This is a genomic window from Thalassospira sp. ABD4_177, from assembly GCF_056160125.1.
In genome coordinates this window covers 45585-61057 of the sequence record NZ_JBSWWO010000007.1, presented here as the reverse complement: position 1 = coordinate 61057, position 15473 = coordinate 45585, and the positions used below count along the sequence as shown (strand labels likewise).

General features: G+C 55.8%; 11 protein-coding genes. 8 read left to right on the top strand and 3 right to left on the bottom strand.

Translation table 11 applies throughout. The features are described 5' to 3' along the window. Positions 1-101: 101 nt before the first annotated feature. Positions 102-1055, bottom strand: coding sequence for a sensor domain-containing diguanylate cyclase (locus ACXAF0_RS19345; protein ID WP_475347463.1), 954 nt, complete (start codon positions 1053-1055; stop codon positions 102-104). A 331-nt stretch (positions 1056-1386) separates the two neighbouring features. Between ACXAF0_RS19345 and ACXAF0_RS19340 the strand changes: the two genes are divergently transcribed. Beyond that, positions 1387-2094, top strand: a complete 708-nt coding sequence (locus ACXAF0_RS19340; RefSeq protein ID WP_475347462.1) for a TIGR00266 family protein — start codon at positions 1387-1389, stop codon at positions 2092-2094. 262 nt (positions 2095-2356) lie between these two features. Then, entirely contained in the window at positions 2357-3760 is a 1404-nt protein-coding gene (locus tag ACXAF0_RS19335; RefSeq protein ID WP_475347461.1) for an FAD-linked oxidase C-terminal domain-containing protein, read from the top strand. Positions 3761-3825: 65 nt separating this feature from the next. On the opposite strand, the gene ACXAF0_RS19330 is transcribed toward ACXAF0_RS19335, so the two are convergent. Continuing rightward, complete coding sequence (locus tag ACXAF0_RS19330) at positions 3826-4914, bottom strand: lipid A deacylase LpxR family protein (protein WP_475347460.1); 1089 nt, start codon at positions 4912-4914, stop codon at positions 3826-3828. A gap of 282 nt (positions 4915-5196) precedes the next feature. After that, positions 5197-6033, bottom strand: a complete 837-nt coding sequence (locus ACXAF0_RS19325) for a DUF2189 domain-containing protein (protein ID WP_064789404.1) — start codon at positions 6031-6033, stop codon at positions 5197-5199. A gap of 460 nt (positions 6034-6493) precedes the next feature. Between ACXAF0_RS19325 and ACXAF0_RS19320 the strand changes: the two genes are divergently transcribed. From ACXAF0_RS19320 to queF, 6 genes are all read left to right on the top strand, one after another. Next, complete coding sequence (locus ACXAF0_RS19320; protein WP_475347459.1) at positions 6494-10066, top strand: AsmA family protein; 3573 nt, start codon at positions 6494-6496, stop codon at positions 10064-10066. Between the two features lie 171 nt (positions 10067-10237). After that, positions 10238-11764 (top strand): inorganic phosphate transporter, encoded by a 1527-nt coding sequence (locus tag ACXAF0_RS19315; protein ID WP_475347458.1) that lies wholly within the window; start codon positions 10238-10240, stop codon positions 11762-11764. Between the two features lie 231 nt (positions 11765-11995). Further along, a complete protein-coding gene (locus ACXAF0_RS19310; protein WP_475347457.1) occupies positions 11996-12541 on the top strand; it encodes a VUT family protein in 546 nt (181 codons plus the stop codon). A 126-nt stretch (positions 12542-12667) separates the two neighbouring features. After that, entirely contained in the window at positions 12668-13720 is a 1053-nt protein-coding gene (queA, locus tag ACXAF0_RS19305; RefSeq protein WP_475347456.1) for a tRNA preQ1(34) S-adenosylmethionine ribosyltransferase-isomerase QueA, read from the top strand. Between the two features lie 6 nt (positions 13721-13726). Then, entirely contained in the window at positions 13727-14869 is a 1143-nt protein-coding gene (gene tgt, locus ACXAF0_RS19300) for a tRNA guanosine(34) transglycosylase Tgt (protein WP_475347455.1), read from the top strand. A gap of 3 nt (positions 14870-14872) precedes the next feature. Continuing rightward, entirely contained in the window at positions 14873-15340 is a 468-nt protein-coding gene (queF, locus tag ACXAF0_RS19295; RefSeq protein WP_475347454.1) for a preQ(1) synthase, read from the top strand. Positions 15341-15473 lie beyond the last annotated feature (133 nt).

Genomic DNA, 15473 nt, shown 5'->3' with positions numbered 1-15473 from the left:
CGTTTGAGAACGCAAATTGAACTCTAAGGTTGAATTGTCCATGCTGCAAGAGCATATGGTTGCGACCAAATAGGAAAGTTCAAAAGCTCGTCTGACGTGCTTCAGCGTTTCCGCCTTTTATCGCCATACATCTCAAGGTCGGCCACGGCCATCATGTCCTCTAGGCTTTTATCAAGCGGCTCAAAGAAGACCGAGGCACCGGAACTGATTTGCGGTGTTTCGCGGATTGGTGATTTTGACGTCGGCACGGTCAATTTGACCTGATCAAGGGCGTTGCGTAGCCGGGTGATGATGGTTGTCAGATCACCCCGATTGCGCACATAGCCCAGAACGGCAAACTCGTCCCCGCCTATGCGCCCGCAAATATCGACTTCGCGGATGCTTTCGGTAATCGCCTTGCCGACCGCACGAAGTGCTGCGTCGCCGGCGGCGTGGCCGTAATCATCGTTCCAGTGTTTCATGTTATCAAGATCGATAAAGATGATCCCGATATTGTGGTGATAGCGTTTGGCGATGCGGATTTTCTGATGGGCCAGGAATTCAAAGCCAGCGCGGTTGTTCATGCCGGTCAGCGGATCGGTCATCGACAGGTTGCGCATGATTTCATACTGCTCATACAGGCGCAGATCCGCTTCGATCAAATCGCGGAAAACTTCCATCAATTCCTGAAGCGTGTCGTCATAGCCGGTCGGCTTGCGATCAAATACACACAGCGTGCCAAACACCGTGCCGTTCGGCCATAAAAGCGGAATGCCGAGATAGGAGATATAGCCTGCCTCGGTCAGGTCAGGGTTATCGGCCCATTCGGGTTTGTTGCTGGCGTCGCGTTCATAAAGCGACAGTTTGGTTTCCACCACTCGGCGGCAATAGACATTGGAATTCAGGGGCTCGGGTTTTCCCGAAACGCGCGGATGCGGATTGTCGGGATTTCGGCTGGTCAGTGCGGCGCGATATCCGTATTTTTCATTATATTCAATGACGTAACCCGCCGTCGCACCGAGCAACTTGGTCATCAGATCAACAACACGCTGCCATTTGTCAAGTGACGCCGTCATGGCCTCGTCCTGAGTGATCCAGTCGACTTTCCTTAGCAAGACCATCGCACGTGCCTTTGTCCCCTAGCGATCACAGAGCCTGATCAGCGCTTTATACATCATAACACAGTACTATAAGGAAGTATAAGAAACTACTTAACAAAATGCTTTCCCATCAACATCTTGAGGGTGGTTTTTCGAACAAGCGTATAAATGGGCCAAACTGTCCGTTTGCGGCGGCACCGGCTGCTGTTGATGTCGTGTTTTTGCCCCTTTTTCTTGCGATTGAAACCGACAGGTTCCAAACTTGTCCGATAAATCAGATCCATTCAGATAAACAGGAGACGCCCGGATGGCAGACGTGATCGATTATACGATCCATGGCGAAGAGATGCAGTTGGTTGAAATCGAACTTGATCCGGGTGAAGGCGTTCGGGCCGAAGCCGGCGCCATGATGTATATGGGCGATGGCATCGCCATGCAGACCGGCACCGGTGGCGGCCTGTTTTCCGGGTTCAAGCGCATGCTGACCGGCGAGGGGTTCTTTATCACAAGCTTTGTCCACGAAGGATCGGGCAAGGGGCATGTTGCCTTTGCTGCCCCCTATCCGGGCAAGGTGGTGCCGCTTGATCTGTCCGAACACGGTGGCGAGATCGTCTGTCAGAAGGATGCGTTCCTCTGTGCGGCGTCGGGGATTGATATTGATATCGCCTTTTCCAAGAAACTCGGTGCCGGTCTGTTTGGCGGCGAAGGCTTCATCCTGCAGCGCCTGAGCGGTGATGGGATGGCATTCATGCATGCTGGCGGCACGATCATTCGCAAGGATTTGCAGGCGGGCGAAACGCTTCGGGTCGATACCGGTGCGCTGGTCGCGATGACGCCATCTGTTGATTATTCCATCAAGTTTGTTGGCGGATTTACCAACGCGCTGTTTGGTGGTGAGGGGTTGTTTGTCACCACCCTTGAAGGTCCAGGCACCGTCTGGCTGCAAAGCCTGCCATTCTCGCGCCTGGCAGATCGTATTGCCGCAGCCCTGCCGCAGGACCGTAATAAGGGCTAACCCGACCGGAGATCCGGATGCCGTTTGCCGCTTAAAAAAGCGTAGCGGGAGATCGCCCTTCAATACAGGGGCGGTATCCCCAAATGCCTTTTAGGGATGCGGCGTGATAATTTTTTGCTGTTTTCCGGCAAAAGGTAATACCAATTTGGCGCATCACGGCGTAGGGTGTCTGCCAAATTTCTGTCCGCTGTTGCCTTCCCCACACTGAAAAGGCATTCCGGATAAACGCCATCAGGACCACACAGGCCGAAAGAGTAAAATCATGTCAGTTCGTGAGTATGAACGTATCGAAACCCCAGAAAGCCTGATCAGCGCGCTTCGCGAGATGCTTGGTGATCGTCTTTCAACATCCGCATCCGTGCTGGAACAGCATGGCAAGGATGAAAGCTGGCATGAAGCATCCCCGCCCGATGCGGTTGTTTTTGCAAACTCGACCGAGGAAGTCGCAGAGGTCGTTAAACTTTGTGCTGCCCATGATGTTCCGATTGTGCCGTTTGGCACGGGTTCCTCGCTTGAAGGTCACGTCGCGGCCCTGCGCGGCGGGATTTGCATTGATGTTTCGCAGATGAACCAGATCCTTGAGGTCAATAACGAGGATCTTGATTGCCGGGTTCAGGCCGGTGTGACCCGTGAACAGCTTAATGATCATTTGCGCGATACCGGCTTGTTCTTCCCGATTGATCCCGGTGCCAATGCCTCGATCGGCGGCATGACCGCGACCCGCGCATCGGGCACCAACGCTGTGCGTTACGGCACCATGCGTGAAAACGTGCTGAGCCTGACGGTTGTCACCCCGGATGGCAAAATCATCAAGACGGCCAACCGTGCGCGCAAATCATCGGCGGGCTATGACCTGACCCGGCTGTTTGTCGGCTCCGAAGGGACGCTGGGCGTGATTACCGAAATCGGCCTCAAGCTTTATGGCATCCCCGAAGCCATGTCGGCCGCTGTCTGTGCCTTCCCGACGGTCGAAGATGCGGTCAATACCGTCATCCTGACCATTCAGGCCGGTATTCCGGTTGCACGTATCGAGTTCCTGGATCCGTTGCAGGTCCGTGCGGTGAATAACTACTCCAAGCTGGACCACAAGGAAGCACCGACCCTGTTCTTTGAGTTCCATGGTACCGAGGCCGGGGTGAAGGAACAGGCAGAATTCGTGCAATCGGTCGCCGAAGAATTCGGGGCCGAGGAATTCCAGTGGGCCACCCGTCAGGAAGATCGCAACAAGCTTTGGGCCGCACGCCACAAGGCCTATTACGCGTCGCTTCAGCTTGAACCGGGCAAGGCCGGCATGCCGACCGATGTCTGCGTGCCGATTTCAAAACTGGCCGAAGCCATTTCCGAAACCCGTGCCGATTGTGATGCCAGCCCGCTGACCTGCACCATCATCGGTCATGTCGGTGATGGAAACTTCCATACCCTGATTCTGCTTGATCCCGAAGATCCGGCCCAGATGAAAGAAGCCAACCGCCTGCACCGTCGCATGGTCGAACGCGCGCTCAAGCTTGGGGGTACCTGCACTGGTGAGCATGGCATTGGTTATGGCAAGCTTGATTTCATGGTGACCGAACATGGCGAGGACACCATTGCCGTCATGCGTGCCATCAAAACCGCCCTTGATCCCAAAGGTCTGATGAATCCGGGCAAGCTGATCCCGGGTCTTTGATATCATCAGACCAAAAGGTCTATCTGATTGAAAACGGGGCCATTTGGCCCCGTTTTTGTTTTTGCTCAGAAGCGAAAGGAAAGTGACAGCGACCCGAATTGATCCGCACCACTTTGGGCGGTGAATTCCGGCGTGCGGTAAACATGGGTGTAGGTCAGGCGCGCCTGACCAATGATCACGGCCAGACCGATCTGCAGATCACCAACCCATGGTTCCTTATCGACCGATGCGCTATCGGCAAAGGTATTGCCATCAAGGGTGATGTCACGCGCGACGTAGCGCCCGGCAAACCCGGCAAAGATATAGCCACTCAGCGGGAAGCCATCGGTATCGGGCACAAAGAAATCCGATCCCGGCAGGCTGGGGCGAATGCGCGGCGGGCCGTAATCAGCGGGCAGGTCAAAGCCCATGCGGAACATGGTGCCGAGTTCCGCATTGGTAAAGGCATTGCCAAGGGTCACTGCCCCGTGCGGGGTGGCATCAAATTCAACACCGAGAAGATCAGCCTCAAACCAGCCGCGATATTTCCGTTCATAGGTCAGGCCGATGATCGGTTCGTTCTTGATCTGATTGTCCCAGCCTTCGGGGTGGGGGCTGTTGATCTGCTTGTGCACGAAGGACTGCGTCTCATCGGCAAGCGACGCAGGACCCACAACGCCAAGGGTCAGCTCCAGCGTATCAATGCGCGAATAGTTGCTGTCTGATCCCTTTTCCCGAAGGCCGGTATCAGACACAAGCCCAGCCGTACCATAAAGCATCCCTGCCCATGGCCGGTCATCGGGCTGATTTTCGGCAACCGTGATGTCATCGGGCGTGTACATGGTCTGGCCCAGCGAATAACTGGTGCGGATACGACCATCAGATGCAAAGAACGGGATTTGCTTGGCGACGTTCAGAAAACTAGCAGGCGCGCTATCCTCGGGCGAGATGAAGGCAAGGCGGACACCGTTTGTGTAATGCTGATCACTGTTGGTGGGCGTAAACAGATCGTTCTCAACCGAAAGCGATACGCCCCACTTGTCATCCGGCGTACGGGTCGATTGCGGTCCATCTGCCGTATCGGTTTGCGCAAAGGCGGCTTGTGTGCCGGCAAGCAGCGCGAACAGAGGGGCCGAGATGGCGATAACGTGGCGAAGCGTACGGGCCTGATGCATGATCAAATTAACTCGTAAATGCAGTTGGTTGCCAGATAGTGATCTGGTGCCGACTGATCTTGGACAATTTATGGCAAGCTTGCCAGTGAAGTTTACGGGCCGTGAACGATATCTCACCGTATGGAAACGGATTGGTCGCCACAAAGCTTAAACCGCCAAGGGCGGGGTTTGTTCCCGCGCGGTCGATCAATCTTGTCAAATTTCCCGGATTACGAAGGACAACGCAAAACGCCGCCCCTGGATCAAGGGCGGCGTTTGCAAAATCGATTGTCAGGGGCGTGATTAGGGAACTTGGCGGCGTAGTCGGGCCATCTCGGCCTGACTTTCATCAATGATCCCGCGATAGGCGTGCCAGCTTGAGAAGCCCAGAAGCGGCATCGTAATCGCCAGTCCGAACATGAAGACGACCATGCCACAGGCGGAAAGGATGGCAATCACAGCCCCCCAGCCCACCAGAACCTTCCAGTTCTTGCGAAATGCCGAGACACTGATGATGACAGCGGTGATCACATCAACATCGCGATCGACCAGAAGCGGGATCGAGACGACCGAAACCGCAAAGGCAATGATGGCAAGGACACCACCAATCAGGCCGCCGGTGATCAGGAAGGTGATCGCATCGCGTGAGAAGAAGGTTTCCCAGACCAGAACGTCAAGCGATGGCATGGTGCCATTGTAAAAGAGCGCAAACAGCAACATCGCAATGCGTGTCCAGGCCAAAAAGAACAGCATCAACAGCACGCCAATCGCCCCGATCTGGCCGGGGTTACGGCGAAAACCATTCAGGCTGTGCCAAAGAGTGACGTTCTCGCCCATCTCAAGGCGGCGGCTTGTTTCATAGAGCCCGACGGCCACCAGCGGGGCCAGCAGCATGAAGCCCGCCGCAAGCGGCAAGGTCAGATAGGGTTGGCCGGACCGGAAAATACTGAGCACGATCAGCCAGCCGGCAATCGTACAAAGCGCGCCATAGGTCAGGCCAATGGCGGGTGTTCGTTTGAAATCGCGCCACCCGGCCTGCAGCCAGGCACCGGATTGGTCGGTGGTGATGGTACGTACAGCGATTCCGCGCTGCCCGGGGTCGACCGCTTTTTCTGGCGTTTCGATTGTTGTATCGGTCATTTTAATCCTCCCTGTCGCGATTGCGTACAACGATCATCCGGTTGGAATGAAAGTCAGGATTGAATTTTTTGTTTTATAAAATGTATCATTTTGAAAGCCGATTTCCACCATCCAATTGATTTTAAACTACGTATTTCGCCGGTTGGTAAATTCGCAAACGGCGTTAAAGGTTTTCTTTCCGTGGATTCCGGTTCTGTTTGTAATTCTTCAAAATAATGTAAAATCAACATGATGCTTGATCCGGCCACGATGTTTGCACACATGAAGAGGGTGCTTTGGGAACAACGGGCTCAACGCCGAGTTACAGAATGATCAAGTTTGCCCGAAATTAGCTTTAATCTTCGGCCATTTTCTGTTGCGAGAGTCATCACGAGCCTTATGCTTTCGGACATAAAATCAAACCTTTGTGGGTTGTCGCCATATATGGCGGATGACCTTGCGATCTAGCGGAGCCTGACTGTTGAAAAAAATCCTTGCTGCAATTGGTGCACTTCTCGTGGTTCTTGTTGCCGCGTTGCTGATCATTCCGTCGCTGATCGACTGGAATGGCTATAAGGCACAGATCAGTCAGGCTGTCCGTGATGCCACCGGACGCGAACTGAACCTTGCCGGCGACTTGTCGATGTCGCTCATCCCGTCGCCGTCTCTGACAGCAACCGATGTCAGTCTGGGCAATGTGCCAAGCGCACAGGATGCCGACATGGTCGAGATCGGCGAGGTCCGGGTTTCCGTTGCCCTGATGCCGCTTCTGACCGGCAATGTGCAGGTGACCGAAGTCAGCCTGATCAATCCGGTGATTGCCATCGAAACCTTTGAAGATGGCACCAATAACCTGGTGTTCGATCCCGATCAGGCAACGCGTTCGGGTCCGGATGCAGGCATGATCACCACGCCGGGCACGGATAGTGAAACCGCGTCGGCACCGACCGATGGCGACGACGCCGCAGCGGATGGCGGCGAAGAAGCAGGCAGTGATTTCGCCAGTACCATTCAGGTCGACCGTCTCGAAATCGAAAATGCGACCATCATCTATCGCGCGCCGGGCTCCGAAGAACGTATCGAGGGCCTGACCCTTGGTGTCTCCGCCCAGACCCTGAATGGCCCGATCGAGGGTGAAGGCTATGTCTTCTATCGCGGGATCCCGCTGACCTTCGCGCTGAATGTCGGCGAGATCAGTCAGACCGCGCCGTTCCCGGTCAGCCTGAAACTCGGCATTGATGAGGTTGATGGGGGTGTCACCGTTGCCGGGCGTGTCGATCTTTCATCGGAAAACCCCGGTTTTGACGGTGAAATCGACAGTGATTTTGACGATCTGCGCGAAGCCGCCCTTCGCATTGCCGGTGACAACGCCGATATTCCCGATATCGCGGCCAAGCCGCTTGATCTTGGCGGGCATATTACCGCTAATGCCAAATCGGTCACGCTCAATGATCTTTCGATCCGCTTTGGCGAAACCCGCGGGTCGGGCGCGATTGCCATTGATCAGGAACCCAGCCTGAGCGCCGATGTTGCCCTTCGCTTTAACCAGCTTGATCTTGATAGCATTCTGGTACTTGCCGATATGGGTGATGGCGCTTCATCGCCTGCAGCAGATGGCAATGGCGAAAACACATCAACGGCGGCAAGCGATGCCGAAGGTGGTGCGCAATCCATTCCGTCGCAAAGTTCGGTCAAGAAAAGTGATGCGGGTGATGCCCCGGTCATTCCGGCCGATCTGACCGCCTCGATCGATTTTGAAGTCGAAACCCTGATCTATAATCAAACACCGGTCCACAACGCGCGGATCAATGCGGCAATTGCCAATAGCAAGGTAACGCTAAACGAAGTGTCCGCGGGTCTGCCGGGGGGGACCGATGTTGCCGTGTTTGGCAGCATTTCCGGTGAAACCCCAACGCCAAGTGCCGAACTGAGCTACGAAGTGGCTTCGGAAAATATCCGTGCGGTTATTCGTTGGCTGGGGGCTGATGTCGATGGCATTCGTGCTGATCGTCTGCGTCGGTTCTCCTTGACCGGTGGCATTGACGGAACCCCGGAACAGCTTAACATTTCCGACCTTGATCTGCGGGTAGATGACACCGCCATTCGGGGCGCTGTTGTCGCCAATCTGAGTGGATCGGGCCTGCCAGCATTGGGTATTGGCCTCAAGCTTGATCGCATCAACCTTGATCAATACATCGCAGCCACCCCGGATGCAGAGGTTTCAGTCTCCACGACATCGGATGCGGGTTCTGCGTCATCCGGTGAAGGTGGAACGGCATCTTCGGGGAGCGGCAGTGCGTCTGCGGAAAAGCCCGATATGGTCAAGGTCATCAAGGATGCGTTGGCACCGCTTGAAGGGCTTGCGGCCAATTACCGACTGGCGGCTGATGAAATCATTTCATCGGGTGTTTCGGTACGTGGCATTTCAATTGATGGCAGCATCAGCGGCCCGAATATTACGCTCACCAACTTTGCCGTTGCTGATGCCGCCGGGCTTTCGGCCAGCGCCAAGGGTGTATTTAACGGTTCGGCCAATGTTCCGGCCTTTGATAACTTGTCGGTGCGTGTGACCGCCAAAACGCTTGAACCACTGGCAAAGCTTACGGGCATTACCCTGCCGGCACCGGCCAGCAGCTACAAGAGTGTTCAGGCCAATCTTGGTCTGAACGGTCCGGTGACTGGTCCGACGGTTGCGGTCGATGTTTCCAACCCGCTTCTGCAGGTGGCCCTTGATGGGGTTGTTTCGGAAATGCTGGGCAGTAACCCGGGCATTGATGGCAAGCTTGCCGTGCAGGCATCAAGCCTGAACCGGGCGCTGGAACTTTTGGCGCCGACCTATACGCCATCGGGCAATCTTGGCCGTCTGGGGGTGTCGGGTAATGTTCAGGGCAATGCGCAGAATGTCGCGCTGGATGGTCTTAAGCTTATCCTTGGGGCGTTTGAAACCAATGGGAACGTCCGTTTCGACGCATCGCAGGCACAGCCCAAGCTTTCTGTCAGCCTTTCTGGTGGCAAGCTTGTCGTCGATCCGTTGCTGCCCGCAGCAGAACGCGCAAGCCTTATGCCCGGTATCGGCAGTGGTCCGCGCAAGGCGGCATTCAATCTGCCAAAATCCATGACGGTCACCCGTGTCGATGCCCGCGATGGCACGCCGTGGGATGACAACGAGATTGATGTGTCGGCCCTGCGATCAATCGATGCAGATATCGCCATCGCACTGGACCAGCTTGATTTTGATACCTACAGCCTGATTAATCCTGACCTGAAGGCAAATCTGGTCGAGGGTCTTCTGACCATTCCGTCCTTTACCGGGCTTTTGGGGCAGGGCGATCTTGCGATCAACGGGACATTTGATGCCCGCAGTGCGGATGTGCCGAAACTGGCCCTTGCCGGCAAACTTGATGGCGCACGGATCGAAAGCCTGGCGCCGATCAAGGTTGCCAATGACACCATCCTGGGTGGGGCAGGCCTGACATTTGATGTTAATGCCAATGGCAACACGTCGCGTCGTCTGGTCTCGGCACTTAATGGCACGGCCAATCTGGTTTTGAATGATGTGCGTTTCAGCAATGCGGATAATCGTTCGACAGACCCGAGCCTGAATATCGAAGCCCTGCTGCGTCAGGGCCCGCAGGCCATGGTGGTTGAAGGGGTCGGTAATAATGATCTGCTGCAGTCACTCGAAGCCGACATGACCATCACCAACGGGATCGCCAAAACCACCCGTGTTGCTGCCGTTTCGCGCGTTGGTACGGCGGATGCGGATGCCACCCTTGATCTGCCGCGCTGGGTGATGGATACGCAGGCCGACTTTGATTTCTCGGAAAAAATCGAAGAACTGCCGCCGTTCAGTGTCTATGCCAAAGGCAAGATTGATGATCCGGCCATTACCGGGCGGATGGACAAGGTCGCAGTGCGGGTTCTTGATAACATCATCGACAAGGCACTTGGTGGTGATGGGTCAAGTGATGGCGCGTCCGGATCTGGCAGTGGCTCAGCCGAGGACGCGGCAAAAGGACTTCTGAAAGGTCTGTTGAACCAGTTCGGACGCTAACACTTCCGAGCGGTGTGATTACCCCAAAACGGCTCCACTTTGTGGGGCCGTTTTTGTTTATGATCAATGGGTTGATTGTGGGGTGTCATAAATACGCAAAAAAACCTTAACAAAGAGGTCCGGCTTCGACATGATCCGCCCGTCGATTCCCTTTGATGGTAACGGTTGATTATGTCGGTAAAGAAAACTGCTCTGGATAAGGATCTCAGGTGGCAAAAGCGCATGGATGCGGGGCTGGGTGAAACAGCGTCGATTAGTGCAAAGCTGGGTCTGGCACTTGTTTTCCTCCTTGCCTGTAGTGCGTTTGTTGCCTTTCACATGGGTGGTCTGCCGCAAAGCGGCTTTCTGATCGCCGCGGCCGTTATCGGCGGCTATATGGCGCTTAACATCGGCGCCAATGATGTGGCCAACAATGTCGGCCCGGCGGTCGGGTCCAAGGCGCTGACCATGGTTGGCGCCTTGTTGATTGCCGCCATCTGCGAAGCCGCCGGTGCGATCATTGCCGGTGGTGACGTCGTCGGTACCATCAAAAAAGGCATCATTGATCCAACCGCCATGCCCGATGCAAAGACCTTTGTCTGGGCGATGATGGCGGCCCTTCTGGCAGCAGCCCTTTGGCTTAACCTGGCCACTTGGCTTGGTGCGCCGGTTTCAACTACCCACTCGATTGTTGGCGGGGTGATGGGGGCCGGTATGGCAGCTGTTGGCATTGGCGCGGTCAATTGGCCCACCATGGGGACCATCGCAGCAAGCTGGGTGATTTCCCCGGTGCTGGGTGGCTTGATCGCGGCCGGTTTCCTGGCCTTCATCAAATTCCGGGTGCTGTACCAGAATGACCGCGTGACGGCAGCGCGCAAATGGGTGCCGGTTCTGGTCGCCTTGATGGTCTCGGTCTTCTCGGTTTATCTGATGATGAAGGGGGTCAAGAAAATCTGGAAGGCCGATATTTCCGTCGTGCTGGCGATTGGTGTTGCTGCCTTCTTCCTGACCCTTATTCCGATGCGCAAGGCTGTCATCCGGGCATCTGCCAATATGGATGGCCGCCGCAAGGAAATCGCATCGCTGTTTCGGGTTCCGCTGGTGGTTTCAGCTGCCCTGTTGTCCTTTGCCCACGGTTCGAACGATGTCGCCAATGCCATCGGTCCGCTTGCCGCCATTGTGTCGGGGATTGATAGCGGTGAAATCGTGACCTCTGCGCCGATCCCGATCTGGGTAATGGTGATCGGTGCGGTTGGTATTTCTGCTGGTTTGATCCTGTTTGGTCCGAAACTGATTAAAACGGTGGGTTCGAAGATAACCAAGCTCGATCCGATCCGTGCCTATACGGTGGCGCTGTCGGCGGCGATTACGGTGATCATTGCTTCTGCGCTGGGGCTTCCGGTCAGCTCGACCCACATCGCGGTCGGTGCGGTGTTCGGGGTTGGTTTCCTGCGTGAAAGCCTGTCACATCGTCGTCGCAAGATTGCACCGCCGATGCTGGTGGATCGCACTGAGGACGAGCAGGCCGATGCCCATATCGAGGCACTGCGTCAGATCGATCCGAATGAAGCCAAAAAGGCAGAGAAGAAATTCCGCAAGCGCCTTCTGGTGCGTCGTCGCTATGCGGTGACGATTGCAACCGCATGGGTGGTGACGGTTCCGGCCGGTGCCTTCCTTGGTGCGCTGCTGTTCTTCACCATTCGCGGCATCATGCTGTAATTTAAGATAAATATAGTTTCGCGGCGCGGCGCCCCACTTTCCCCGGGGCGACTTGCAGCGATCTGCAGCGGCGATCAGGGTTTCCTGATCGCCGTTTTTCCTTGACCGACCTTTGGTCTGCGCGTAAACAGCCGCACCAAAGTTACACAGAATCCGTTCGTGATCGTCGCCCAGTTCGGTGGGCCGCGAGATTTGTTATGCGTGGGTTCACTTGCTTAGAAGGGCTAAAACATGAAAGCGATCATTTTCGGGGTCCTCGCCATGGCGGTGACCGTTGTCGCATCGAACATTCTGGTCGAATACCCGCTGCCGGGCGTTCTGGCTGACTGGCTGACCTATGGCGCCTTTACCTATCCGGTCGCCTTCCTTGTTACCGACCTGACCAACCGCGCCCGTGGGGCGGCCGCCGCACGTGTTGTCGTGCTGGCCGGTTTTGCGTTGGCGGTTGTTTTGTCGCTGATCTTTGCGGACACTCGTATCGCCATCGCGTCGGGTTCGGCATTCCTGATTGCCCAGATGCTCGACGTTACCGTGTTTGACAAGCTGCGCCGCGCAAGCTGGTGGAAAGCCCCGCTGGTGTCATCGGGGATCGGCTCGGCGGTGGATACTGCCTTGTTCTTCTCAATCGCATTTGCCGGTACCGGCCTTCCCTGGGATACGTGGGCGATGGGCGATTTCGCCGCCAAGATGATCATGGCGCTGACCTGCCTGGCACCGTTCCGCCTTTTGATGAGTGTGATCACTCCGCGCGTCAATGCGGAACCGGCCCGGGGCTAAGTCCCAAACCGATACAGGGTCAGGGCGGATCAGATATGCCGTTCATGGCCTTGTGATTTGTTCTGAAGGGGCGCATAAGACGCCCCTTCATTTGCTTTTTCAATTGACCCGGAATTGCCCTGATCCATGAAAGTCGATCTGTTCGATTTTGAATTGCCGCGCGACCGTATTGCCGAACATCCGGCCAATCCGCGTGATGCGGCCCGTATGCTTGATTTGTCAGGCGACGCGACACAGGACCGCATCGTGCGTGAGCTGCCCGACATTCTGCGTCCCGGTGATTTGCTGATTTCCAATGATACGCGCGTTATTCCGGCCCGCCTTTTCGGCAAACGCGGCGAAGCCAAAGTTGAAGTCACCCTGCACAAACAGGAAGGCCTTGGCACGTGGGTGGCGTTTGCCAAACCGGCCAAAAAGCTGCGCATCGGGGAAATCTTCAAGGTCAATGACGAATTCGAAGCCGAGGTCCTTGCCAAGAAGGATGGCGGCGAAGTTACCTTGCGCTTTAATAAATCCGGTGCGGAGCTGATTGCGGCCCTTGAAGAATTCGGCGTCATGCCACTGCCGCCCTATATCCGGCGTGATGCCGGTGGCGATGATCAGGACAAGTCCGATTATCAGACCATCTTTGCCCAAAAGGATGGTGCGGTGGCGGCCCCGACGGCGGGATTGCATTTTACCCCGGATCTTCTGGCTAATCTTGATGCGCGCGGGATCAATCGCCGCACGATCACGCTGCATGTCGGGGCGGGTACGTTCCTGCCGGTCAAGGTTGATGATACCGATGATCACAAGATGCATGCCGAATGGGGTTCCATCAGCAAGGAAATCGCGGACCTGATCAACGAAACCCATGCCAAGGGTGGACGGGTGATTGCGGTGGGGACCACGTCACTGCGTCTGCTTGAAAGTGCGGCGCGCGAAGACGGGGTGGTTGAACCGTTCGAGGCAGAGACCGACATCTTTATCACGCCGGGCTACAAGTTCCGCGCAGTGGATATGCTTTTGACCAACTTCCATCTGCCGCGCTCGACGCTGTTTATGCTGGTCTCGGCCTTTGCCGGGTTTGAACGGATGAAGGCGGCCTACAACCACGCCATCGAAAACGAATACCGCTTTTATTCCTATGGCGATTGCAGCCTGCTTGAATGCGCCAACAAAATTGATGCACGGACATAAGAACCGATGACCGAATTTCGCTATGAATTGCTTGCCCAGGATGGCAAGGCCCGTCTGGGGCGCATTCACACCGCGCACGGCGTGATTGATACGCCGACTTTCATGCCGGTCGGCACGGCTGCGACCGTCAAGGGCATGCTGCCTGAAAACGTCGCCGATACAGGTGCGCAGATTCTTTTGGGCAATACGTACCATTTGATGCTGCGTCCGGGGGCGGAACGCATCGCGCGTTTGGGTGGTCTGCATAAATTCATGAACTGGGACAAACCGATCCTGACCGACAGTGGCGGGTATCAGGTCATGTCGCTGGCGAAGCTGCGCAAGATCACCGAAGACGGTGTGACCTTCAAAAGCCATATCGACGGGCGCAAGTTCAACCTGACGCCGGAACGCTCGATGGAAATCCAGCATCTGCTGGGCTCGACCATCACCATGGCGTTTGATGAATGCACCCCGTTCCCGGCGACCGAACAGCAGGCGCGCGAAAGCATGCAGATGTCGATGCGCTGGGCAAAACGGTCCAAGGATGCGTTTGTGAACCGCGAAGGTTACGCGCTTTATGGCATTCAGCAGGGCAGTGTTTTTGAAAACCTGCGGCGTGAAAGCTCCGAAAAGCTCGCTGAACTCGATCTTCCGGGCCATTCGGTGGGCGGTCTTGCGGTTGGCGAAGGTCAGCAGATCATGTTTGATACGCTTGATTTCTGCGTTGATATGCTGCCGAGCAACAAGCCGCGCTATCTGATGGGGGTTGGCAAACCGTCCGATCTTGTCGGGGCGGTGATGCGCGGGATTGATCAGTTTGACTGTGTGCTGCCGACGCGGTCCGGGCGTAATGCACAGGCCTTTACCCATCGCGGGACGCTGAACCTCAAGAACGGTCGTCATCGCGATGATGATCGTCCGCTGGATGATCAGTGTGGTTGCCCGGCCTGTAGGAAGTATTCGCGTGCCTATCTGCATCATCTGATCAAGGCGGGTGAAATACTTGGTGCGGTTCTGCTGACCTGGCACAACCTTGCCTATTATCAGGATCTGATGCGCGGCATGCGCGAAGCCATTGCCGAGGGACGCATGGACGCCTTCGCGCGTGATTTCCATGCCGGACAGGAAGGCGGGGATATTGATCCCGTGCCGATTATCGAGGACTAAGCCATGGCAGACCAAACGATCTATGACAACCTGACCATGCTCGGCGGTAATACCCAACAGCCGGCATCGCCTGATGAAGCCGTTCTGGAACGCGTTTCAAACCCGCAGGCCGGAACTGATTACTGCGTGCGTTTTTTCGCACCGGAATTCACATCGCTTTGCCCGATCACGGGCCAGCCGGATTTCGCCCATCTGGTGATTGATTATGTGCCCGGTGACTGGCTGGTGGAAAGCAAGTCGCTCAAGCTTTTCCTGACCTCGTTCCGCAATCATGGATCTTTCCACGAAGATTGCACGATCAAGGTCGGAAAACGCATTGTCGAAACCCTCGATCCGAAATGGCTGCGCATTGGCGGATACTGGTATCCGCGCGGCGGCATTCCGATTGATGTGTTCTATCAGACCGGCCCGGCCCCGGATGGTGTCTGGATCCCCGAGCAGGGTGTGGCCCCGTATCGCGGACGGGGTTAGGCACCAGAACGGGTACCACAACACACATAAGCTAATGGAAAAGACCGCCTCGGAATGCCGGGCGGTCTTTTTATTTGTCGGCAATTCAGAGGTTTGATTAGACTTATATTCTGCGAATTATTCTCATTGTCAT

Excerpts from the sequence above, each read along its gene's own strand:
- ACXAF0_RS19340 (WP_475347462.1), top strand. The coding sequence starts at position 1,387 with ATGGCAGACGTGATCGATTATACGATCCATGGCGAAGAGATGCAGTTG.
- ACXAF0_RS19310 (WP_475347457.1), top strand. The coding sequence starts at position 11,996 with ATGAAAGCGATCATTTTCGGGGTCCTCGCCATGGCGGTGACCGTTGTC.
- tgt (WP_475347455.1), top strand. The coding sequence starts at position 13,727 with ATGACCGAATTTCGCTATGAATTGCTTGCCCAGGATGGCAAGGCCCGT.
- ACXAF0_RS19335 (WP_475347461.1), top strand. The coding sequence starts at position 2,357 with ATGTCAGTTCGTGAGTATGAACGTATCGAAACCCCAGAAAGCCTGATC.
- queA (WP_475347456.1), top strand. The coding sequence starts at position 12,668 with ATGAAAGTCGATCTGTTCGATTTTGAATTGCCGCGCGACCGTATTGCC.
- queF (WP_475347454.1), top strand. The coding sequence starts at position 14,873 with ATGGCAGACCAAACGATCTATGACAACCTGACCATGCTCGGCGGTAAT.
- ACXAF0_RS19345 (WP_475347463.1), bottom strand. The coding sequence starts at position 1,055 with ATGACGGCGTCACTTGACAAATGGCAGCGTGTTGTTGATCTGATGACC.
- ACXAF0_RS19325 (WP_064789404.1), bottom strand. The coding sequence starts at position 6,033 with ATGACCGATACAACAATCGAAACGCCAGAAAAAGCGGTCGACCCCGGG.
- ACXAF0_RS19330 (WP_475347460.1), bottom strand. The coding sequence starts at position 4,914 with ATGCATCAGGCCCGTACGCTTCGCCACGTTATCGCCATCTCGGCCCCT.
- ACXAF0_RS19315 (WP_475347458.1), top strand. The coding sequence starts at position 10,238 with ATGTCGGTAAAGAAAACTGCTCTGGATAAGGATCTCAGGTGGCAAAAG.